13 protein-coding genes are annotated in these 22,208 nt (G+C 70.1%); 11 read left to right on the top strand and 2 right to left on the bottom strand.

Features of this window, described 5'->3' with window-relative positions; translation table 11 throughout:
• Positions 1 to 43 precede the first annotated feature (43 nt).
• The gene (locus tag LV79_RS19555) at positions 44 to 6,742 is read right to left on the bottom strand and encodes a PA14 domain-containing protein (RefSeq protein ID WP_253838807.1); all 6,699 of its coding nucleotides are present in this window, start codon (positions 6,740 to 6,742) and stop codon (positions 44 to 46) included.
• A gap of 432 nt (positions 6,743 to 7,174) precedes the next feature.
• On the opposite strand from LV79_RS19555, the gene LV79_RS19550 reads away from it, so the two are divergent.
• From LV79_RS19550 to LV79_RS19520, 7 genes are all read left to right on the top strand, one after another.
• Positions 7,175 to 8,632: a PLL family lectin gene (locus LV79_RS19550; RefSeq protein ID WP_253838806.1), complete on the top strand. Its 1,458-nt coding sequence runs from the start codon at positions 7,175 to 7,177 to the stop codon at positions 8,630 to 8,632.
• Between the two features lie 240 nt (positions 8,633 to 8,872).
• Complete coding sequence (locus tag LV79_RS19545) at positions 8,873 to 9,031, top strand: YciI family protein (protein WP_253838805.1); 159 nt, start codon at positions 8,873 to 8,875, stop codon at positions 9,029 to 9,031.
• The gene (locus LV79_RS19540) at positions 9,028 to 10,260 is read left to right on the top strand and encodes an RNA polymerase sigma factor (RefSeq protein ID WP_253838804.1); all 1,233 of its coding nucleotides are present in this window, start codon (positions 9,028 to 9,030) and stop codon (positions 10,258 to 10,260) included. The genes LV79_RS19545 and LV79_RS19540 overlap by 4 nt, the downstream gene beginning before the upstream one ends.
• 380 nt (positions 10,261 to 10,640) lie before the next feature.
• Positions 10,641 to 12,509, top strand: a complete 1,869-nt coding sequence (locus LV79_RS19535; RefSeq protein ID WP_253838803.1) for a hypothetical protein — start codon at positions 10,641 to 10,643, stop codon at positions 12,507 to 12,509.
• 2 nt (positions 12,510 to 12,511) lie between these two features.
• Positions 12,512 to 15,259 carry an ATP-binding protein gene (locus LV79_RS19530; protein ID WP_253838802.1) on the top strand — a complete coding sequence of 916 codons (2,748 nt, stop codon included), beginning with the start codon at positions 12,512 to 12,514 and terminating at the stop codon, positions 15,257 to 15,259.
• Complete coding sequence (locus LV79_RS19525; protein ID WP_253838800.1) at positions 15,256 to 16,749, top strand: hypothetical protein; 1,494 nt, start codon at positions 15,256 to 15,258, stop codon at positions 16,747 to 16,749. Before LV79_RS19530 ends, LV79_RS19525 begins: the two co-directional genes overlap by 4 nt.
• Positions 16,746 to 17,594: an immunity 49 family protein gene (locus LV79_RS19520; protein WP_253838798.1), complete on the top strand. Its 849-nt coding sequence runs from the start codon at positions 16,746 to 16,748 to the stop codon at positions 17,592 to 17,594. Before LV79_RS19525 ends, LV79_RS19520 begins: the two co-directional genes overlap by 4 nt.
• On the opposite strand, the gene LV79_RS19515 is transcribed toward LV79_RS19520, so the two are convergent.
• A complete protein-coding gene (locus LV79_RS19515; RefSeq protein ID WP_253838796.1) occupies positions 17,524 to 18,093 on the bottom strand; it encodes a hypothetical protein in 570 nt (189 codons plus the stop codon). The genes LV79_RS19520 and LV79_RS19515 overlap by 71 nt on opposite strands.
• A 583-nt stretch (positions 18,094 to 18,676) precedes the next feature.
• On the opposite strand from LV79_RS19515, the gene LV79_RS19510 reads away from it, so the two are divergent.
• Genes LV79_RS19510 through LV79_RS19495 form a run of 4 tightly spaced genes read left to right on the top strand, consistent with a single transcriptional unit; the run spans position 18,677 to position 22,172 of the window.
• Positions 18,677 to 18,898, top strand: coding sequence for a hypothetical protein (locus LV79_RS19510; RefSeq protein WP_253838794.1), 222 nt, complete (start codon positions 18,677 to 18,679; stop codon positions 18,896 to 18,898).
• On the top strand, positions 18,899 to 19,471 hold the full coding sequence (locus tag LV79_RS19505; RefSeq protein ID WP_253838792.1) for a DUF6879 family protein: 573 nt from the start codon (positions 18,899 to 18,901) through the stop codon (positions 19,469 to 19,471).
• Between the two features lie 12 nt (positions 19,472 to 19,483).
• Entirely contained in the window at positions 19,484 to 21,619 is a 2,136-nt protein-coding gene (locus LV79_RS19500; RefSeq protein WP_253838790.1) for an ATP-binding protein, read from the top strand.
• Positions 21,609 to 22,172, top strand: coding sequence for a GNAT family N-acetyltransferase (locus LV79_RS19495; RefSeq protein ID WP_253838788.1), 564 nt, complete (start codon positions 21,609 to 21,611; stop codon positions 22,170 to 22,172). Before LV79_RS19500 ends, LV79_RS19495 begins: the two co-directional genes overlap by 11 nt.
• Positions 22,173 to 22,208: the final 36 nt, after the last annotated feature.

Here is a 22,208-nt window from a genome sequence, read left to right as displayed (position 1 = left end):
CCACCACCGCCTCCCGGGCTCACCCCGGGAGGCGGCGGCCCACCTACCGGACCTTGCGCGGCGCCGCGATGTGCATCGCGGTGGTGAACGACAGCTTGCCAGCGAAGTCCTTGACCACCGCGCGCAACCGGGCCCGCGCGGGCGCCTTCGTCAATGCCTTGCCCAGGCTCGTGTAGTTGCGCCCAGCCCCGAAGAACCGGACGGCCGTCGGGGTGCCCTTGTTCAGGACCTTGCCGAACATCGTGATCTTCTTCATCTTCAGCAGGTCCCAGGCCGTGTCCTTCACACCGGCCAGAATCGCAGGCCCGACCTTCTTGTTCTCCGAGTAGTGCGCGACCCCCGAGGCGACGCCGTTCACCACGGCGGCACCGATCGCCACGCCCGCGCACACCCCCGCTGTCGCCACGATGCACGCCGCCGCACCCACGACCATGGTCGCGACGCTGAGCCCGAACTTGACCGAACTCCAACTCCACTGCCCGGTCAGGTCGAAGTCGTTGATCGGGTCAGGCGGGTACACGTAGTCGTTCTCCACACCGCCCTCGACCGGGTCCACCGAGCTGAACCGCCCCAACCCGGGGAGGTACACCCGCGCTCCCATCTGCACCGGGGCCAAGGTGAACACCGTCTCGGACACCTTCTGGTGCTGCCCGAGCCACCCCTGGCTCCCCGCATCGAAGTTCGCGGGCGCGGTACTCCCCGTCGTGATCGCCCCGAACGGGTCGTAGGTGAAAGAGTTGCCCGGACCGTTGCCGGTGCTGGTGTTCGCGCCCGACCCGTTGGCAGTCAAAAGAACATCACCATGCACGTTCGGCAGCGAGTACACAGCCCGGTCCGCGGCCACCGGCGCGTCCGGCCGCATCGTCAGCGACACCCCGCCCGGCAAGGCGATGGTGCGCTGCACGATCCGCCAGCTGTTGTCCCGCACCAGGTCCGGTGTGTCCCCACTCCCGCTGTAGCCGTAGAAGTAGTCCCCGGCGGCCGACCACACCCAGTTGGCGATGTCGTTCTTGAACCGCCCGATCACCCGCCCCTGCACGTCCCGGTCGTAGTACATCGCGACGCCGTTGCCCTCGGCCGTGCGCTGCACCAGGCAGGTGTTGCGATCCGAGGCGTCGTAGCACAGCCGCAGCGGGGTGGGCCCGCTGCCGATCGAGGTCATGTTGCCGTGGGCGTCGACATCACCACCGTCGTAGCGCGGGTCACTGCTGCCGATCAGGCGGTCGGCCTGGTCGTGGCAGAACGTCGTGGTGACGCCGTCGACCACCTGACTGGTCCGGTTGCCGTTGCGCCCCGCGTCCGGGTTCGAGCCCGCGCCACAACCCACGGCCGGACCGAAGCCGTACCGGAACGTGTGCGGGCCGCTGTCGGCCGAGGTGAGCCTGCCCGCCTTGTCGTAACCGTAGCCACGCCAGAGTTGCGCGGACCCGGCCGTGGTGATGTTGGTGAGCACCTGCCCGGATTGCGACCTGGTCACCGCGTCGGTCACGGTCGAGCCACCGTCGAGGCGCCAGGTGAACCCGCTGACCCGGCCCATCGCGTCCCAGCTCGTGCCCGCCAGGCCAAGGCCGCCCGCGAGCGGGTAGTCCACCCGGTCGACCCGACCGAACTGGTCGTAGAGCGGCCTGGCCACGACCTGCCCGCCGTAGCGCTGTTCCACCAACCGGTTGTACTGGTCGTAGCCGAACCCCTGCTCTCCGACATCCCCGTAAACGCGGACCAAGCGCCCGAGGTCGTCGTAGGCGTACCCGGTCCAGTCGCCGAAGACGTCGGAGTACACCGTGACGCGGCCCAGCAGGTCTACGGTGGTGGTGATCGTGCCCTTGGCGTCGGCGGTGCTCGTCACCAGCGGATCGCCCGCCACGGCCCAGTTGTTGGTGATCGTCCGACCCGACTGCCCACCCACCGTCGGGATCACCGTGGTCAGCACGCGCCCTCGTGCGTCGTACGTGGTGCAGGTCCACGGGTCTTGGTTGAACCTCGCGGCGACGATGCGCCCGGCGTCGTCGTGCACGGTCTCCGAGGTGCGCGGCTGGCGTGGCCCGCTGCCGTCCGGATCCGGGTCGACCTTGCGCCGCACCTGCCCACCCTGCCGGAACGCCTCAGTGGTCGGGGTGCAGGGGTTGTCGGCGGTGGTGTCCCAGAACTCGTAGGCCGTCTTCGTGCCGCCCGGCAACGTTCTCGCGGTCTGCCGCAGGTAGCCCGCGCCCGGCGCCTCGTAACCGAGGGTCGTGGTCAGGTTGAGCCCGGACGGGTCAACGGTCTTGGCCCGCACCAGTCCCGTTTCCGGGTTGGCCCCGTACGAGGTGTTCGTGGTCGCGTCTCCGAGCGTCGAGTCCGCGACGGTGGAACTCGTCTCCAGGCTGTAGTCCGGTGTGAGGTACGCCCCGAGCCTGCTGGTGCCGAGGCCGTTGTTGGTGTCCTGGATGCCGGGCCCGGCCAACCACGCCTCCAGCGCGCCTGGTGTCCCGGCGTGGCCGTAGTCGAGCTTGAACCGGTACGGCTTGCCCGCCTCCGCGGCGAAGGTGCCGGTCAGCACGTTCTGGTTGACGCCCTCGGTCAGCGTCCCCCAGTTGCCGAGCAGTTGGGTGTCCGCGACGTGCAGGCGGAGCGAGTCATCGGCGTACACCCGGAACGTGTACGTGCCGGTGGCCGGGAAGCGGATCTTGCCGGTCGCGCTGAACCCGTAGCCGTCCGCTCCGGGGGCCCTATTCTCCTGGTCGACCGGGACGGGACCGACGCGGAAGTCCCGGCGCACCCACCCGGTGTCGGCCGTCGGGTCCACACCGGTGGTGTGCAGGCGGGGTGCGCCGAGGAGGACGCCGCCGTTGGCCGAGGCGAAGTCGTACCAGCTGACCGCCGGGCCGGTGATGCCCTCGTCGTAGCGCGTCTGCCGCGCCGGGACCTGGGCGAGCGCCGACTGGACCGGCCTGCGGTCCGACCCGAACGAGGCCACCGGTGCCGGGCCGTACTCGCTGACCGGACGGTCGTCGTCATCGAAGATCGTCGTCGACCGCAGCCCGGTCGGGTCTGTGGTGAACAGTCGAAGGTCCTTGGAGGTGTCCCACTCCGAGGTCGTCGTCAGGCCCGCGACATCGATGTCCTTGACCGTTCGCAACAACGCGTCGTACTCGACCCGGCGGGTGTGGCCGTTGGGTTCCGCCGCGCCGACGACGTGCTGCCTGCTGGCGCCCGCGTATCCCGTGTCGCCCGGCACGTAGTCGACCGTGTGCTGGATCCTGGTCGCGCCAGCGGACGCGGCGGGTTGGGTGACCTTGATGGCCCTGCCGAGCACGTCGTAGTCGATCGAGGTGAGCACGTTCTGGTCGTCGGCCCGCACCCCGGCGGCGACGGCGTCGTTGGCGAGGCTGTCGCGCAGGCCGACCAGCCTGCCGCTGGCGTCGTACTGGAAGTCGGTGATCTCGTCGCCCGGCAGCACGACTCTGGCGAGCTTGCCCTGCAGGTAGCGGAAAGCGGTCGTGCGGCCGTCGTTGGTGCGGACCGCGCAGAGCATGTTCGGTGGTGCCACGGGGTCGAACCCGGCGGCGGACGGGCATTCCGCCGCGCCGCTGTAGAACACCTGGGCCCACCGCTCGGTGTCCACGCTGTCCGAGATCCGGCTGATGCGGGATGGGCTTCCGGAGTAGGTGTAGCGCAGCGCGGCGGGTTTGCGGTCGTCGACGGGATTGGTGGCCGTGGTCAGCTGGCCCTGGCTGTCGAAGGTGTACGTTCGCCCGTCGCTGTCCTGCAGGGTGAAGCTACCGTCCGGGTTGCGGATCAGGTGCCCGTTCTCGTTGACCGGCGGCTTGTAGCCACTCCCGGTCCAGGAGTACTCGTGCCGGTCGCCGGTGGCGTCGGTGAGCGTGACGCTGTTCTGGTTGGCCACCAACCGGTCGTAGCTGAGGTCTCCGTCCGGGTCGACACCCAGGCTCCACCCGTCCGGCACGACCTGGGCGCGCGGGCTCAACCAAGTGGACGGCACGACCTGCTCACCGACGGCGCCCTTGACGTAGAGGGCCATGGACGCGGCGCCACCGGAGTCGTAGTGGTCCACCACGATGGGGACGGTCTGGTTGGCGGTCAGCGAGATCCCGTTCCCGTAGACCAAAGCGCAACAGCCGCTCCAGGCGTCCAGGACCAGCGTGTCGTTGACCCGTATCCGGCTGCCGTCATCTGCCGCGGTCCCGAAGTAGTAGGTGCCGGTGGCGGGAACGGTGACGTAGCCGGTCCACCGCGACATGAAGTCCGCGGGCCCGCCCGGCACCGGCGAACCGTTGCCCCAGTTGAGGCTGAGCAGCGGCTCGGTGCGGCTGAGGAACAGCGACTTCGTCGGGTCGTCGAGGTTGTGGCCCGCGTTGTCGGCGTAGTAGCGACCGGTCAACCCGCGCGTTTGCGCGACCGAACGTGGTTCCGTGCGCAGCCAGGCGGTCGGGAGGACCTGCTCGGCGACGGCGCCCTTCACGTACACCCTCACCCAGGCGGTGCTGGTGGCTTCCTCGTAGTCGACCTTGATCGGCACGGGTTGCCCCGCCGTGAGCGTGATCGGGGTGCCGTAGCAGATGGCGTTGTAGCAACCGCCGCCCACGGCCTGGCCGTTGACGGTGATGCTCAACGCGTCGTCCATGTTGCCGCCGAAGGTGTACGACCCCGTCTTGGGTGGGACGAAGTAGCCGGTCCACCGCGTGTAGAACCAGTCGGTGCCGATCGTCCCGCTCGACGGCGAACCCTGGCCCCAGTCGAAGTCGACGGCTTGGTCGAGCCGTTGCAGCGCGGCCGGACCGGCCGGGGACCCGCTGCCGAACCCGTGGTTGGCGGGCACGTTCCAGTACTCGGCGAGCAGACCTTGCCGGGACCGCGTCGGGGAGTTGTAGTCGAGTGTGACACCGAGGTTGCCGCCCAGGGCCGTGCTGGTGTGGCTGGTCTCGTCCGTGGTGACGTTGCCGGTGGCGAGGTCGACGCTGACCGGGCCGAGGGTGTCGAAGGTCTGGGTGGCGTCCTTGCCGGTGCGCGCGTCGATCCGGAACGACCGGACCGCGCTGGGTGGGCTGTGGTTGGAGCCGTCGAAGGAGTAGGTGTGCAGGTAGTAGGTGGTTCCGTCCTGCAGAACGCCATCCGGGACTGTCCACTGTGCCGCGCTGATGTTGCCGGAGTTCACCACGGTGCCGGTCTCGCCGTCGGACCCGGTCGCGACCCGGAAGTAGTACTGGACCCCGTCGCCGTCCGCGTCACCGACCGGGTTCACCTTGAAGCTCACCTGCGGGTCGACGAACACCTGTCCGTCGACGGCGGGCGCGGTGACCGCGGGCGTCGGCGGCGGCGTGTTGTAGGTGAACTGCATGTAGCTGTTGTCCGGGTCGAACGCCTTCATCGTGTGGTGGGCGCGTTCCTCGCCGTTGAGCATCATCCACGCTCCCCAGTCACCCGCGTTGACGCGGTTCTGGTAGATCGCGGTGGCGTCCAACCAGGACTCGTAGCTGAACCAGGAGTTGGTCCGGGGCGCGTTGTAGTTGATGCAGTGGTAGCCGAGGCAGGCCGCGTGGGAGAGCTCCGTGTAGAGGCTCTCGTAGGTCCCGTAGTACTTCCCGCTGGTCGGGGGCATCATCTGCAGGTGGAACCACGCGCCGAGCAGCACCTTGCCCTGGAGTTGGTTGTACGGCGCGAAGAACGCGCTGCGCCAGGACTTCCACCCGTTGTCGTTGAGGGTGCCGGAGTTCGGGTAGCAGACGGTCGAGCCGCAGACGTACCCGTCGGACTTGTAGGCGACGTAGTTGCCGCTGGCGCGGGTGCCGAAGAAGCTGTTGAACGTGGGGTCGACGACCACCGGGAAGCTCCGCTCGGGCAGTGACCGGAGCCAGCGCTCGTCCACGACCACCCGCAACTGCCCGCCCGAGAACTCCTGGCGGGCGATGGTCTCGCTGATGACACCCCGGTCCATCAGGGTGACGCTGAGCGGGGCGACCTCGAACTTGCCCTCCAGCGCACCCGTCAGCCGCAGCGCGCCCTTGCCGTCTGGCTTGAGTTCCGCGCCACCGACCGCGAAGGCGTAGCTGGTGGGCGCGGCGGAGTCCGCCAGGCTGACCAACTCCTTGAGCATGCTGTTGTGCGTCTCGTAGGCGACGTCGATCCCGGGCCACAGACCGTCGTAGTGGACCGTCTGCCGACCCGAGCTGTCGGAGGTGATCCGCGGCGTGACCGCCCTGGCGCCCACGGGCCGCAGCGTGACGGTCTGCCCGTCCTGCTGGATCCGCACCATGCCCCGGCGGTCACCCGACGGCGCGAACCTGGCCTGCCAGTAGTTGGCGGCCATCTTGAAGTGCGTGCGCTCCCCCACCGCGGCGGGCGCCTTGACCGCGTCGGCGGGGTTGGCGTCGACCACGACCGAGGAGTTGATCCGCTGCCAGGAGCCGCCTGCCTGGAAGTGCTGGGGCACCAGGTGTTGCCGCTCGGTCCGGCTGCCGTCCTGGTTCACCAGGGTGGAACTGGTGGCGGTCCGCAACTCGGTCAGCTCCCGCACCGGCTCCGGACGCCCTGCCGCGCGCGGGGTCTCGTGCCCGGGCCCTGATTCCGCCGCGCCGACGAGTCGATCAGCACCGGAGGTCGACGTGGGCTGTGGCGCCGCGGACCGCAGCGGCGCGACCTCCGCCGCCGTACCCCGCCGCGCGGGCTGCGCCGCGGCCGAACTCACCACGGGTGGCGTCACCCCGCCGACCACGAGCACCAAGGCCAGCAACCGCACACCCACAAGCGATCCGATACGCCGACGAGCCACCGCGCACACTCCTGTCCGGCCGGGCCACCCGACACCGGGCGACCTGCCTCAAACCCGTCGGACGAGCCTGACCCCGCATTACCGCGCGCGCCCGCAACCACTCGCTTGGCCGCCGAGCCATCCCACGACGCCCACCTCGGCCACCACCGCGCTACTCCATTCGGTGTGCGGCCTTGGTATGCGCGCCCTCGTCCCCCGCTTGACCTGCGCGTTCGGTTACCTGCAGCGGCTTATAGCCGACCTGTAGGAACCGATCGACGCCGCATAGAGCCGCTCTAGCGGGTGCTGTGACTCTTTCGTTGTCCGGCCAGAACAGCAGCGGCCCGGACACCGGGAAGGGAGTTCCCCGGCGACACGGCCCGGGGAGCCGCGGAGTCCACGACCACCGAACACGAGGAGACCTGGATGTCGCACGCCCGGAAAACGAGGCTCATCACCCTGTCGACCGCCGCCGCACTGGCCGCGCTCACGTTCCTGTCCGGAACGGCGCACGCCGCGCCCAAGGCCCACGCGATCGAGATCACCGCCGCGACGGCGGGCACCTCGCCCGAAGGCACGCACAGCACGACGGCGAGCGTGGCCGCTGTCAACGCGCCGATCACCAGATCCGAGGTCCGAGTACGCGCCCGGTCGTGGATCGACCAACGCGTGCCCTACAGCCAGGACAACGGCTCTCCCCACAAGAACCAGTACGGCTCCGACCGCCGGGACTGCTCCGGCTACGTGTCCATGGCGTGGAAGCTCAACGCGAGCTACACGACCTACTTCATCCAGCCGCTGATGAACACGATCCCCAGGGCGGACCTCACGTTCGGCGACGCGCTGTGGAAGCGGGACGGCGACTCGGGGCACATCGCGTTGTTCGTCGGGTGGGCCGATGGCGCCCACACCAAGCCGATCGTGTGGGAGGATTGCGACTACGGCCACTTCGCCGAGGAGCGGGTGTGGAGCGCGTCGTACGCGGCGACCTTCACCCCCAAGCGCTACAAGAACATCCTCGAGGACCCGGCACCGGAGGAGCCGGACACGACGCCCAAGTACGTCCGGTCGGTGGTGAACGCGGGCAACTCGCAGGCCTACGGCATCGCCGCTGACGGGCACGTGGTTTCCACCTCCTGGTCGGCGAACAACTCCACCAACGGCGGCTGGAGCGGTTGGTTCACCATCCCCACCGGCTACGGCGACGGCGTCGTCAGTCCTAACGCGACTGTCACCGTATCCACCCTCAACGGTGCGCCGCAGCTGTTCACCACCGCGCCGGACGGCCGGGTCATCTCCACCTTCTGGTCGGCCAACACCACGACCAACGGCGGCTGGCACGAGTGGTTCCCGATCCCCGGCGGTTTCTCCGACGGCATCGTCGCGCCGAACGCCGTGGTGACCGCGCTGGGCAACCAGATCTACACCACCGCCCCCGACGGCCGCGTCATGTCGACCTTCTGGTCCGCCGACATCACCACCAACGGCGGCTGGCACGAGTGGTTCGCCATCCCGACCGGCTACGGCGACGGCACGACCGCGCCCAACTCCACCATCACCGCCACCACGCTCAACGGCCAGACCCACCTGTTCGCCACCGCGCCGGACCGGCACGTGATAGCCACGTTCTGGTCGCCGGACGTCACCGCCAACGGCGGCTGGCACGACTGGTTCACCATCCCCACCGGGTACGCCGACGGGGTCGCCGCGCCGAACTCGGTCGTGACCACGACCGTCCTCAACGGAACGGTCCAGCTGTTCACCACCGCGCCGGACGGGCGGGTCATCTCGACCTTCTGGTCCGCCCAGATCCCCACCAACGGCGGCTGGCACGAGTGGTTCCCCCTCCCCGGCGGCACCGACGACGGCCTGGTCCGCGTCTAACCCCCGCCAACCCAGGTGTGCCCGGAGCCCGACGGCTCCGGGCACACCGGCGTTTACGGTCGGCTTTGCGAGCTTCCGGATGGGCACTTTGAACCGCCTCGCCGCTGGCGCACGTGGCACGGGCCGCCAACCTGGGGGAAAGTTCGTCCTGGGTCGATGTCGGATCGGCGCGGCGGTGTTCGTAGTAGAGGTGAGCGGCCGCCTGACCAGGGCGCGATCCACTGCCGGAGAGGGTTCGAGATGCCGTACATGGTTTCGGTGATCGGTGACAGGGCGCACTCGGAGTCCACCGTGGGGTTCTGGGTCATCGAGGCGCCGGATCTGGGTGTCGCGCTGGAGTTGGCCGCTGAGGGGGCGCGGCACTGTGTGCGCACGGTCGAGGTGCGGCCGTTCCTGTGAGCACAGCGGACATCGCAGCGGCGATCACCCGTGCGCACCGGGGAGAGTGGGCGCGGGTGGTCGCCAGTCTGGCCAAGCGGTTCGGTGATCTCGACGTCGCTGAGGAGGCGGCGGCTGAGGCCTTCGTGGCGGCGGTCGAGCGGTGGGGGACCGACGGGGTGCCGCCGAACCCCGGGGCGTGGCTGACGACGACCGCGAACCGCAAGGCCATCGACCGGATCCGGCGGGAGAGCAAGCGCGACGACAAGCAGAAGGAGGCTCTGGTGGCGCACGACGACGACCCGCCCGAGCCGCTCGGTGCCATCGACGACGACCGGCTGCGGCTGATCTTCACCTGCTGCCACCCGGCGCTCGCCATGGAGACCCGCGTGGCGTTGACGTTGCGCATGGTCGGTGGGTTGACCGTGCCGGAGATCGCCCGCGCGTTCCTGGTGCAGGAGAGCGCGATGGGGCAGCGGATCACGCGCGCCAAGTCGAAGATCAAGACGGCCCACATCCCCTACCGCGTACCAGATGCGGCGGATCTACCCGCGCGTGTGTCCGGTGTGCTGGCCGTGCTCTTCCTGGTGTTCAACGAGGGCTACCTGGCGTCCGGACCCGACACCGACCCCTTGCGCCACGACCTGACCGCCGAGGCGATCCGGCTCACCCGCCTGATCCGCGGCCTGCTCCCCGAGGACGGCGAGGTCGCCGGGTTGCTGGCGCTGATGCTGCTCACCGAGGCCCGCCGCACCGCGCGGGTCTCGGCCACCGGCGACCTCGTCCCGCTCGACCAGCAGGACCGCGGCGCCTGGGACGCGGAGCTGATCGCCGAGGGCCACGGCCTGGTGCGCGAACGCTTGGCGTCCGGGGTGGCGCCGGGCCGCTACCAGGTCCTCGCCGCCATCAACGCCGTCCACACCAGCGCCCGCGACATCCGCGACACCGACTGGTCCCAGGTCGTCGCCCTCTACGACCACCTCGTCCGCCTCGACCCGTCACCGGTCGTGGCCCTGAACCGGGCCATCGCCGTCGCCGAACTCGACGGCCCGGACGTCGCCCTGGCCGCCGTGGACCGCCTGGAACCCGCCCTCTCCGGCTACCACCCCTACCACGCCACCCGCGCCGACCTCCTCCGCCGACTGGGCCGCAGCCAACAATCCCGCGAGGCCTACGACAAGGCCATCGAGTTGACCGACAACCCCGCCGAGATCACCTACCTGACCCGCCGTCGCGACCAACTCGGATAATCCCAAGCCTGCCTCTCCTATTCCACGCACACGTCGCACTACTTACTGACGGACCGCTGGAGAATGTGCCCATAAACCGAGACGCAGCCACCCGAGCCGGTAACAACTTCCGCATCAACAACACAACTCAACATCCCGACCGACATTGCCCTCGGCGCGGACCTCCCCGCCTCGATCGCCGTAATATCCCCAGTTCAGCAGCCCACGAAGCCGTGGAATGCGACCAAGCCTCACGCTCGCCTCCCATCAAGAGCCTGGTCGACTTTCGGCAACCGCTCGACCGCTCGCGAATTTTCCTGACACAACCGTGAAACATCGTGGTTCGATGGAGCGACGGTTCGGGAGAACACGGGGTTGGATTCTTCATCCGAGGTGGGGCGATGTCGGCGAGCACGAGCCTGGAACTGTCGAGCAAGTTGTTCGTGCCGAGGGAGCGGTGGGGGTGGGAGTACGTGGCGCCCGCGCCGATCAGCGCCGGGCCGGACGCGAACAACCGGCCGGTCTGGTACGAGCCGCCGCAGCCGGACGTGTCCGGGTGGCTGCAGCAGTTGCAGGCGAACAAGGCCGTCGTGCCCAAGCGCCTCGGGATCGCGCTCGTGGTGTCGGTGGTCGGGTTGGCGATCCACCCCGCGCTCGGCCTCGTCCTGCTGGGCGCGGGCGCCTTCTTCGGCTACATCCAGCCGATCGTGCTGCTCAACAAGAAGATCAAGGACATCTGGGAGGGCGCGCGCCTGGAACGCGAGGCGGCATACGCGAACTACGCCGCCGTCCACGCGCAGTGGGAGGCGCGGATGGGCGCCCACCGCCAAGCCGAGCAACTCCGCCACGCCACGGCGAACCTGTGGTACCCGATCAGCCTCCGCTCAGGCCCCAGCCGCATCGACGTGTTCGGTGGCACCGCCGCGGGGTGGGCCAGCCTGCTGGCGACCCTGGGCACCTCGTTGCTCGGCGGTGGCGGCATGACCGTCGTCGACTTCACCGAGCGGCACGTGGCGGGTGGGCTGGCCGCGTTGGCGGCTGGGCGCGGACTGCGCACCAGCCACGTCTCGCTGCCGGGCGACCAGGGGCTCGGGCTGCTCCCCGACCTGCCCTCCGAAGAGCTGGCGGAACTGCTGTCCGCAGCCGTGCACACCATGCGCCCCCAGGGCGACAACGCCGACTTGCGCGCACTGGACGCGGAACTGCTCGACACCGTGCTGCGCGGCCTGTCCGGGCCGCCCACGTTCCGCCGGGTGGTCGCCGGGCTGGAGGTGCTGCGCCGGGTGCACGAGCTCGACGGCTCACCGCTGACCACCGCCGAGGTCACGACGCTCACCCGGGCGGTCGACGTCGTCGGCCAGGGCGACCGGGCCCAGCAGGAACTGCGGTTCCTGACCAGCACCCTGGCCCTGCTCGCCACCGAGGAGCCCGAGGGGCCGCAGTCGGGTCGGTTCGACCTGTGGGCGGTGGGCGGTCTGTCCATCGTCTCCACCACGCACCGGCAGCGCAGGCGCAAGGACTTCCTCGACCGCGTGCTGTTCCAGCGCCTGCTGCACGGCGTCCGCGACGGTGAGGCGAGCCAGAACACCACACTGGTGGTCGCGGGAGTCGACCACATCGGACTGGTGTCGCTCGAGGAGCTCGCCCAGGAGTGCAGGCGCGCCGACGTGCGGCTGATCCTGCTGCTGGACCGCCTGCGCGGCGACGCGCAGCAACTGCTCGGCAGCTCCGACAGCGCCGCGGTGCTGATGCAGCTCGGCAACGCCCAGGACGCGAGCGCCGCGGCCGAGTTCATCGGCAAGGGGCACAAGATGGTCCTGAGCCAGGTCACCCGCCAGGTCGGCGCCACCTTCACCGAGGGGAGCAGCCGGTCCGAGGGCGGCAACGAGGGCTACAGCAGCACCGAGGGGACCACGGTGTCCACCAGCTCCAGCACCACCAGGGGCTCCAGCGACACCGACTTCAAGACGACGTGGTCCAGGTCGTCGACGCGCGGCCACTCGACCAGCCGCCAGGAGTCCTTCACCGAGTCGCGCAGCAAGACGTGGCAGGACACGGCGAACGTCTCCCGCGCCGCGTCGAGCACCGACGGCACCACCGAGGCCCGCTCCTACGAGTTCGCCGTCGAGCCCACCACGATCCAGTCGCTGCCCCCGACGGCGTTCGTCCTCGTGGAGACCCCGGCCGGGGGTCGGCGGGTGGTGCTCGGCGACTGCAACCCGGGTGTGTGCCTGCTCGACCGGGTCGCGCTCCAGCCCGCGCTGGTCTGACCGTGGACCCCTTCGCGGGCTTCGGCTTCCACCGCGTCATCGCCGCTCCCGCACCACCCGACGAGGATGACCCGACCCCGGCCCAGCTGTTCGCGGCGCTCACCGCGGCCCACGCGGCCGAGCAGGACGGCGCCGTCCTGGTGGCGTGGGAGCGGCACCGCACCGGCGGTCCACTGAGGATCCTGGTCGGCGGCGCACCCGCGTTCCCCGCTCTGGGCAGTGGCGACCCGACTCCGGTGCTGTACCCGCCGGGGGCCACCGGTGAGCCCGTCGACGCGGCGCAGGTGCGTGCCAGGTGGGCGGACCTCGTCTGGTCGCGGTGCCCGGCCGAGATCGATCCACTGTGGACCAGCCAGGACAAGCCCGCGCGCGGCGGTTTCGACGACTACGCCGCGCACGTCCGCGACCCGTTCGCCTGGGTCGTGCTCGCCGAACCCGCCCCGGCCGACGCCGTCGAACGGGAACTGCTGGCCCTGGACCTGTCCATCCCCCGGCTGCGGCAGCGGGAGAACTCCGAGTCGGACCGGGTCGCGCTCGAACGCGCGGAGACCCGCTACCGGGAACTGAGCCGAAGCCGGGTCAGCGGAATGTGGCGGGTGCACGTCCTCGTCGGTGGGCCGACCCCGGCCGCCAGTCGCCGCACGGCGGCGCTGCTCTGCGGGTCGAGCGACCTGGACAGCCTCCCGTACACGCTGCACCCCGGGACGCCGGTGGCCGGTCTCGCCGCGGCCTGGGCCGCGACGGTCACCGGTGACGGGCCGACGACGCCGTTCTCGGCGGGCACCGAACTCGTCGCCGCGCTGGCCAGGCCGCCGCGCCGGGAGCTGCCCGGCATCCGGCTCACCGAGCGCGTCGAGTTCGACCAGACCCCCGAGCACGAGGGCGGCATCCCGGTCGGCCACGTCCTCGACGACGCGGACCTCCCGGTCGGGGAGTTCAGCGTCTCCCCCAAGACCCTCAACCGACACGCGTTCGTCGCGGGGGCGACCGGCGCGGGCAAGTCCCAGACCGTGCGGCACCTGCTCGAACAGCTGACCATCGCGGGTGTGCCGTGGCTGGTCATCGAACCCGCGAAGGCGGAGTACGCCAGGATGGCGGGCCGGATCGGGGCGGCGAACGTCTCGGTGCTCCGCCCCGGCGCGCCGGACGCCGCGCCGCTGGGCCTCAACCCGCTCGAACCCGAGCCCGGTTTCCCGGTGCAGACCCACATCGACCTGGTCCGCGCGCTGTTCCTCGCCGCGTTCGAGGCGGACGAGCCGTTCCCGCAGGTGCTCAGCCACGCGCTGAACCGCTGCTACACCGAACTGGGCTGGGACACCGTCGTCACGGCGCCGGTGCGGGCCGACCGGACCCCGAGGTACCCGGTGCTCTCGGACCTGCGCCGCACGGCCATGCAGGTCGTGGAGGGCATCGGCTACGGCAGGGAGATCACCGACAACGTCCGCGGCTTCATCGACGTGCGGCTCAGCGGCCTGCGGCTGGGCACCCCCGGCCGGTTCTTCGAGGGCGGTCACCCGCTCGACATCGCGGACCTGCTGCGCCGCAACGTGGTGCTGGAGATCGAGGACGTCGGCAACGACCAGGACAAGGCGTTCCTCATCGGCGCCGTGCTGATCCGGCTGCACGAGCACCTCCGCGTGCACCGGCCGGACGCCGGCGAGCTGCGGCACGTCACGGTGATCGAGGAGGCGCACCGGCTCCTCAAGCGGGTCGAGCCGGGTACCCCCGCCGCGCACGCGGTCGAGCTGTTCAGCTCGCTGCTGGCCGAGATCCGCGCGTACGGCGAGGGGATCGTCGTCGCCGAGCAGATCCCGGCGAAGGTGCTGCCGGACATCATCAAGAACACCGCGCTGAAGGTCGTGCACCGGTTGCCCGCCGCCGACGACCGGGAGGCCCTCGGGGCGACGATGAACCTCTCCGACGCGCAGTCGCGCCACGTCGTGTCGCTGCCCCCTGGGCGGGCCGTGGTCTTCTCCGACGGCATGGACCGCCCGGTCCGGGTGGGGATCCCGCTCGGTGAGGACCGCGAGGCACCCGCCGACGGACCGCCGGTGGCCAGGACCCGGCCGCGTGGGACGGGATGCGGGCTCGCGTGCCGGACCCAAGCGTGCACGCTGCGGCAGATCAACACCGCCGAGCGGGTCGCGAGCGCGCCCCGGTTCACCCTGTGGGCGGAGCTGGTGGTGATCGCGCACATCACCGGGCACCCCGCGCCGCGACCGGACAAGCGGTGGCTCGACGAGCTGGCCGCACTCGACCGCCGAACCCTGGAATGCGCTGTGGGCCACCGCGTCGAGGAGTCCGTCGCGGCCCGCTACCCCGGGCTGTCGGAGCACTACCAGCCGGAGCACCTCGTGGGGCACGTCGCCGCGACGATGCTGATGGTGGTCGACGGGCACCGCGTGTCCTGCGACGGCACCGAGCACCGGTGGCAGTCCGGTCGGTACCGCTGGATCGACGTGGTGCGCGCGCTGGACAGCGGTCAGGCCGCCGACCTCACCGCCTGCGCGGAACGTGGCCTCGACCTGCCGGACGCGGGCGCCGAGGAGCAGCTCGCCGCGCTGAACCGGCACCCCGACCTCTGGCGGCCCGCCCCGGAGACGGTGACCGGCGAGGACGCCTGGCGGTCGGCGGCGGCCGGGTTGAGCCAGCGCCCGGACACCACCTCGGGGTTCCGGGCCGCCACCGAGTACCTGGGGCTGTCCTCGCCCTGGGCCGAGAACGTCCTGTCGATCGGTCCGGACAGGTGAGCGCCGACGCGGGGATCACCACTGCCGACGCGATCCCTCCTCCGCCACCGCCACCGCCGCCACCACCGCCGGAGACCTCCGACGCCGTGCGCGTCGTGCGCGCCGAACGCGAACTGGTGGTGCCCGAGGCGCCGCAACAAGGGACCATCGATTCCTCGGACGCCGTCCGCATCGCGGCGCTGGAGAAGGTGGACCAGGGCTTCCCCGTCGCCGAGCAGATCGAGATTCCCCCCACCGAGCAGGAGATCGCGACGCAGGAGACCTACGAGTCGGTCTACGGCGTCCCCCAGGAGTCGCTCGGCGGCGACTTCCACGGTCCGGCCAGGTTCGACGGGCCCACGCACGCCGACATCTACGGCGCTCCCCCGTCGGACGGGGCGAGCGCCGCTGACATCTACGGGGCACCGCAGACCGGCGGGGCCGGCGCGGCCGACATCTACGGCGCACCAACGGAAAGCGCCGCCGATGAGAGTGATCAGGTGGTACCCGGGGCAGTGTCGGATGACCCACCCGCGACGGTGCCCGACACCACGGCGGAAGTGGCAGACGACCGAGCGCCGCCGGGGGACACCGGGGGCGAGAGGCCCGCGGCGCCCAGGTTCGCCGCCGCCGAGGCGCCTGCCGCCCCCAGGTTCGAAGCGGGACCTCCCGCGCCCGCGGCCGACGGGGCGGAGGCGGGTGGCCGAGTCGAGGCCGCTGGGGACACCACGAATCCCGGGTACGACCCGCGTTTCTACTACATGCGCGATGGCCAGCCTATCCGCCACGACCGGAACGCGGTGCACGACGACGGCAGCCCGGTGGTGAAGCTGAGTTCCGAACGCGACGCCGACGGCAACTTCATCCCAGCCGCCGACGCACCCGCGATCCGGGCCGAGTTCACCGGCGCGCCCACCGAGGTGCGGTTCACCGGGGACGACGCGGTGATCAGCGGGATCGACACGAAGACCGCCGAAGCCGACACCGCGCTGGCGGCCGCGGAACGGGGCAGCGACGACGCGAGCGCGGCGCACCGGGCGAGGACCGACGCGGGCGAGGAGCGCGGGCACATCGCCGCGGACCGGATGATCGCCGACCGGTACCCGCCCGGCGGGACCGAGACGGCCGTGCGCCTCGACGAACCGGCCAATTTCGCCGAACCGCGCGACGGCAAGGGCAATTTCGACCAGATCTACGAAATCACCAAGCAGGACGGGACGAAGGAAATCCTCGTCATCGAGTGCAAGGGCGGACAGGGCGAACTCGGGTCTCGGCTCATCCCCGGGACCAATGACCGCGCCGAACAGGGAACACCCCAGTACCTGGAGGCGACAATCCGCGACATGTCGCACCGGGACTCGACCCAGGACCTCGCGCTCCGACTGGAAGAAGCCCGCGTCCTTGGTAATATCCGCTACGAACTGGTCCGCGCCACGACCGATGACCGCGCTTTCGTCGGCTACCAGAACCACGAGTTCGACCTCACTTCGCCACAGCAGGGGACACGATGACCATCGCCATCGACCGACACCCCATCGACCAGGAGATCGCCGCGGACCAGGGCGGGGTGCGACCGGAGGCGCTGCGCCGCATGCTCGGCCACGCGCGGACCACGCCCAAGGCCCTGCCCAGCCTGCTCGACTGGGCGACCTCGAGCTTCGCCTACGCCACCGCCGCCGACCCCCGTGCGGAACGCGAACAGACGTGGGACCACCTCGTCCTCGCCGCACAATCCGCCGCCGCGGTGTTCGCCCTCGTCGTCCCCGACCCGGGCGAGCCCACCGAACTGCTCATCCGCGGTGAGCGCATCACGCTGCCCGCCACCGGCCCGACCACGGACACCGGGCCGCACCAGTGGCTGCGCGCGCACGACCTCGCGATCTCGGTGCGCAGCAAGGGTTTGCTCGACATCCTGCTCGACGTCCCGACGGAACTGCTCCGCCTGCCGACCTCGCCGGAGTACCTGCTCGCCTACGTCGACACGCTGAAGTCGTACTGGAGGGTCGATCCCGCGACTCTCGACGCGCTCCAGGCCACCGTCGACCTGACCGTGCCCACCGACTTCGCCGCACCGCAGGCGTCCCCGGCGGTGCGGCTGTACCTCCCGCAGATGAAGTCGTTGTACCACCTGGCCACGCACCAGGCCGCGGACCTGCAGGCCGCCATCGCGGAGGGCCTGGAGAAGCACCGGGCCTACTGGACCGGCAAGGACTTCGCCGCCGATCCGTCCGGGTTCATCGCCTACCCGCTGCTGGCCCAGGCGACCACGGCGCACTCGGTCGGCATCACGCTCGACATCGATTCCCCGTACCTCCCCGCGGCCATCGTGCGGGAGCAGCACACCTACACCCCCTGAACGTCCACAGTGGTCGGCGACGGCGGATCTCGATCCGGTGCGCTCGGGCACGCGCCCTGTCGACCGACATGGTGGACGCCCCGAAGAGCCCGACAGCCAGGATCACCCAGGGCAGCACACTTGTCAGGAACCACGGCCACGACCACGCGGGCGCGTCGATGCCCCCGCCTTCCCCCACCACATCGGGGTTCGTGACCCCGGCCGCGCCGATGTAGAGCATGGCGGATTCCAAGAGCAGGAACGTGCGCAGCACGGTGATCCCGTAGACCAGACCCGAGTAGGCGTACTCGTCGTCGCCACGAGCGGCGGACCTGGTCAGCCACCACCGGCCCGTGGTCAGCAGGACGAACGTGACGATGGCGAACGGGATCAGGAACGCCCGCAACCCGGTGACGCCGGTGGTGTTGCCGGGCGCGAACCAGTCGTCCGGCAGGAACACCTTCAGCACGGCGCGGGTCTCGTCCAGGAACGGCCCCTGCTTCATACCCAGCGCGAACACGCACATGCCGTATCCGATCAACCCGACTACCGCGCCAGCGATTAGAGAACCGTTCTCGTCGCCGTCGCGATACCGCCACTGGCGCCTTCTAGGGGAATGGTGCTGCCTCCGGAACTCCTCGAACCGCGCGTCGGATTCCCGCCGCGAGTCCACCGGCTGGGGAGTTGGCGCGCTCGGCCACCCCGCCGAACTCTCCGGACCTGGCCACAGACTGCCATCCGGTTGTCGGAACCCCTGCTGGGGCCCGTTTCCGTGAATGCCATCGGGGTCGAAAGACAAGACTCCCTCCTTTCTCCACCTAGTCCATCGCTGTTCTTTCCCCGGTGTTGCGGAAACACCGATCCCACCGACCTGCGTCACCCTTTCAGCCCATACCCTCGGCGCAACTCCCGATACGGAGTCACGAACCCACGGCGATAGAGGTGACAAAAACCGGCCAACTCGACGAAGATCCCGGATGCGGCCTGGGAAAATATCACACGAAGGCGTGGCGACTCCGTTCGGCGGCACCCACACCGCCGCCCGCATGCTACTTTGATGCAATTCGGTATACCAGTGCAGACGCGCCGAAGAGGGTAATTCAATGAAATTGACCATGCTGCTCAAAGACCAGAACTCCGGGGGCAACGGTTGCCCCAGTGTGTACCTCGCCGACTCCGGCGAATTCGTCGTCCAGGGAATCGAACTGGACGACGACACGCACGCCGAGCTGGAGAACGTGCTGCCCGGGGAGAACGCCATCAGGATCTCGGCGGACGTGCTCGTCGGCGCGGTGGACCGCTACCGGGAACGCCAGGAGCCCTAGGTGTCGACCGTCTTCACCTCACTCGACGACGCCGAGTTCAACCTCCTGTTCCGGGAGTTCCGACAGTCGGTCTTCCGCCTGGAGACCCTGCAGCACTACCAGGTCAGCTACGAGAAGGACGAGTTCGCCAGATTCCTGACCGGCGAGTCCCGCGGCGAGTTCCCGGGGATCTCGGGGTGGATTTCCGGAACGGTGATACCGGCGCGGGCGGCGCGCAAGTCCATGCACCGCGTCCACGTCGTCGAGGAGCCGCTGTCGGACTACGTCCGGTTCGAGTGCGCGTGGGCCTACGAGCACACCGTCCCGGCCGGGGAGGACGTCCGCGTGATCACCGTCGAGCGGGGGCAGTGGCCCGACAACCTGCCGCGTGCGGAGTACTGGCTGTTCGACTCCGAACTGCTCGTGGCCATGAATTACGACGAGGACGGCACGTTCCGGTTCGCCGAGGTCGTCACGAACGCGACCGAGGTCGCGTTGGCGAGGCAGTGGCGGGACACCGCGATGGAGCTGTCGATCCCCTACCGCGAGTTCGCTGAGCGCTACGACGGGCTCTTCGTCGAACAGGCGAGGTGACGGCGGTCAGCCATGTCAGAACCTGAGCACCACCGCACCGAGAACGCCTACTCCGGCACGGCGGACAACGTCATCCAGTTCGACGCGCTGCACGGCGACTTCCACCTCCACAACCGCGATAGGCCAGACGTTGTCGTGCCCCGGCAGCTCCCGCCCGCGCCTGCCGGGTTCACCGATCGCGAGGAGGCCTCGCGCACGCTGGACGCGCACGCCCGGCTCGCGAGCGGATCCGATGGCGCGGCGGTGATCGTCGGTGCTCCCGGCATCGGGAAGACCGCTTTGGCCCTGCACTGGGCGCACGCGGTCCGGAAGTCCTTTCCCGACGGTGATCTGTACATCGATATGCGCGGGTACGGCCCGGAGTCCCCGTTATCCGACGACCAAGCGCTCGACGTGTTCCTCCGGGCCCTGGGCGTACCACCGGAAGCGGTCCCGCGTTCGGTCGAGGAGAAGGCCGCGCGGTACCGCACGGCGATCGCCGACCGGCGGGTCTTGGTCCTGATCGACAACGTGGTGTCCGCGCGGCAGGTCCGCCGACTGCTGCCCGGGTCGGCCGGGTGCCTCGCCGTCCTCACCAGCCGCACCACCGTGTCCGGCCTCGTGGCCAGAGAAGGGGCGAAACTCGTGACCGTCGACGTGCTCTCCCCTGCCGACTCGGTCCGGCTGCTCGCCGAGATCATCGGTGACCACCGGGTCGGGGCGGATCTCAAGGCGGCCCACGACGTGGCCCGGTCATGCGGGTACCTCCCGCTGGCCCTGCGCATCGTGGCGGAGCGGGTGTCGAGCCGTCCGCACCTCCGCTTGGCCGACCTGGCGACCGAACTGCTCGGGGAGCGCGACAGGTTGGACGCGCTCGTGTTGGCCGAGGACGAACTCACCGATGTCCGCGCGGCGTTCTCGTGGTCGTACCACTCGCTCACCGCGAGCCAGCAGGCCGTGTTCCGCGTGATCGGGCTGCACCCCGGTGCCGAGTGCTCCACCTCGTCGCTCGCGGCCCTGGTCGCTGTCCAACCAGGACACTTGGTGGAGCGGCTCCAGGAACTGGTGGCCGTGCACCTCATCCACGAGATCGCGCCCGGTCGCTACCAGATGCACGACCTCCTCCGGGCCTACGCACGCGAGCGCTGCGAACGGGAAGACCCGCAGCGCCGCCGGACAGAAGCGGTGCGGCGCGTCCTCGGCTGGTACCTGTGGGCGGCGGACGCGGCCCGTGTCGCCTTCCTGCCGTACTCGAACGACGTCGCACTACCCCCGGCGCCTGAGGTCCCCCTTCCCGAGTTCGCTTCCCCCGCCGCGGCCCGGGAGTGGTTCGAGACCGAGAGGTTCACCCTGCTGGCGGTGATCGAGCAGGCCACCGACTTGGGCCACTACGACATCGCGTGGAAGCTCCCCGTGGTGGTTGACGGGTTCTTCGAGCTCAGTGCCTATTGGACCGATTGGCAGGGGATCCACCAGGCTGGTCTGGCCGCCGCGAAGGCCCTGCCCGACGCAGTGGGGATGTCGGCCAACCTGCTCGGACTTGGCGACTACCACTGGCGGTTCGGCGAACTCGAAGCCGCGGTCGCCGCATACACAGAGTGCGCCAGGCTCGCTCGGCGGATCGGCCACTCGTGGCTGATCGGGTTCGCGACGCGCGGCCTCGGGTTGGCCAGTGCGGAACTCGGCGACGTCGAGGCTGCCATGGGGTACTACCGCGAGGCGCTCTCGGTGTTCGACGCCGCCGGGCTGCGCCGCGGTTCGGGGATGGCGCTGCTGAGCATCGGAAAGGTCCAGTACCGGCTGGGGAACCTCACCGATGCCGTCGACCACTGCGAGCGGGCGATCGCGGTGTTCGCGGGCATCGGCGACAAGTGGAGCGAGGCGTGGGGCGCGGTGCCGCTGATCCAGGTCTACCGCGACCTCGGCAGCTTCGACGAGGGCGTCGCACTCGCCAGGACCGCGGTGGCCAGCTTCGCCGAGTTCGCCGACCACCGGAGCGAAGCCGCGGTCTTGGTCGAGCTGGGCGAGGTCCACCTCCTGCGCCGCGACCCGTCGAGCGCCGCGACGGCGTGGCACCGGGCAGCGGCGCTGTACGAGGACCTCGGCGACCCGACCGCTACCGCGGTGCGCACCAAGATCGGGCGACTGGACGATCCCGATGGTCCCTGACGGCGTGGAGATCGAGGTCGGCGGCCGCGACCTGGCCGAGCGCCACCACCGGGCCATCCGCGCCTTGTACGACGAGGTCTTCTCAGCCCCGCCGTTCACCTGGTCGAGCAGGCACCCCACCGAGCACGACGCCCTCCTGTCCGCGCTCCGGGACGACCCGACCTTCGGCATCACCGTCGCCCTGCGCGGCAACGACCTGATCGGCTTCGCCTACGGCCACCGCCTTCCCACCAACCACGGGTGGTGGACAGGGTTCCCCAACCCACTCCCGACCGCCTTCACCACCGAGTGGGAAGCCCGCACATTCGCCCTGATCGACCTAGCGGTCACCCCGAGCGAACGAGCCAAGGGCACCGGCAGCGCCCTGCTCTCCGCCCTCCTCACCACAAGACCCGAACACCGCGCGGTCCTCTCCGTCCAACCCACCGCCCTGCACACCCACGAGTTCTACCGCCGCCAAGGCTGGCACCACCTAGGCACAAAAGGCCCCCTGACCGACGTGATCCCCCCAACGTGGCTGCTCTTCACCCTCGACATAACCCCACCCACCTAACCCACCGACGCGACTCCCCGAGCCGAACGCCGTCTC

The organism is Actinokineospora globicatena (assembly GCF_024171945.1).
In the GTDB taxonomy this organism is placed as follows: domain Bacteria; phylum Actinomycetota; class Actinomycetes; order Mycobacteriales; family Pseudonocardiaceae; genus Actinokineospora; species Actinokineospora globicatena.
Note: the sequence above shows the minus strand (reverse complement) of the source record. Positions and strands in the feature narration are given on the sequence as shown.

What these genes read in the sequence shown, in the direction of transcription:
- LV79_RS19550 (WP_253838806.1), top strand. Translation starts at nt 7,175, where the DNA reads ATGTCGCACGCCCGGAAAACGAGGCTCATCACCCTGTCGACCGCCGCC.
- LV79_RS19545 (WP_253838805.1), top strand. Translation starts at nt 8,873, where the DNA reads ATGCCGTACATGGTTTCGGTGATCGGTGACAGGGCGCACTCGGAGTCC.
- LV79_RS19535 (WP_253838803.1), top strand. Translation starts at nt 10,641, where the DNA reads ATGTCGGCGAGCACGAGCCTGGAACTGTCGAGCAAGTTGTTCGTGCCG.
- LV79_RS19520 (WP_253838798.1), top strand. Translation starts at nt 16,746, where the DNA reads ATGACCATCGCCATCGACCGACACCCCATCGACCAGGAGATCGCCGCG.
- LV79_RS19510 (WP_253838794.1), top strand. Translation starts at nt 18,677, where the DNA reads ATGAAATTGACCATGCTGCTCAAAGACCAGAACTCCGGGGGCAACGGT.
- LV79_RS19500 (WP_253838790.1), top strand. Translation starts at nt 19,484, where the DNA reads ATGTCAGAACCTGAGCACCACCGCACCGAGAACGCCTACTCCGGCACG.
- LV79_RS19495 (WP_253838788.1), top strand. Translation starts at nt 21,609, where the DNA reads ATGGTCCCTGACGGCGTGGAGATCGAGGTCGGCGGCCGCGACCTGGCC.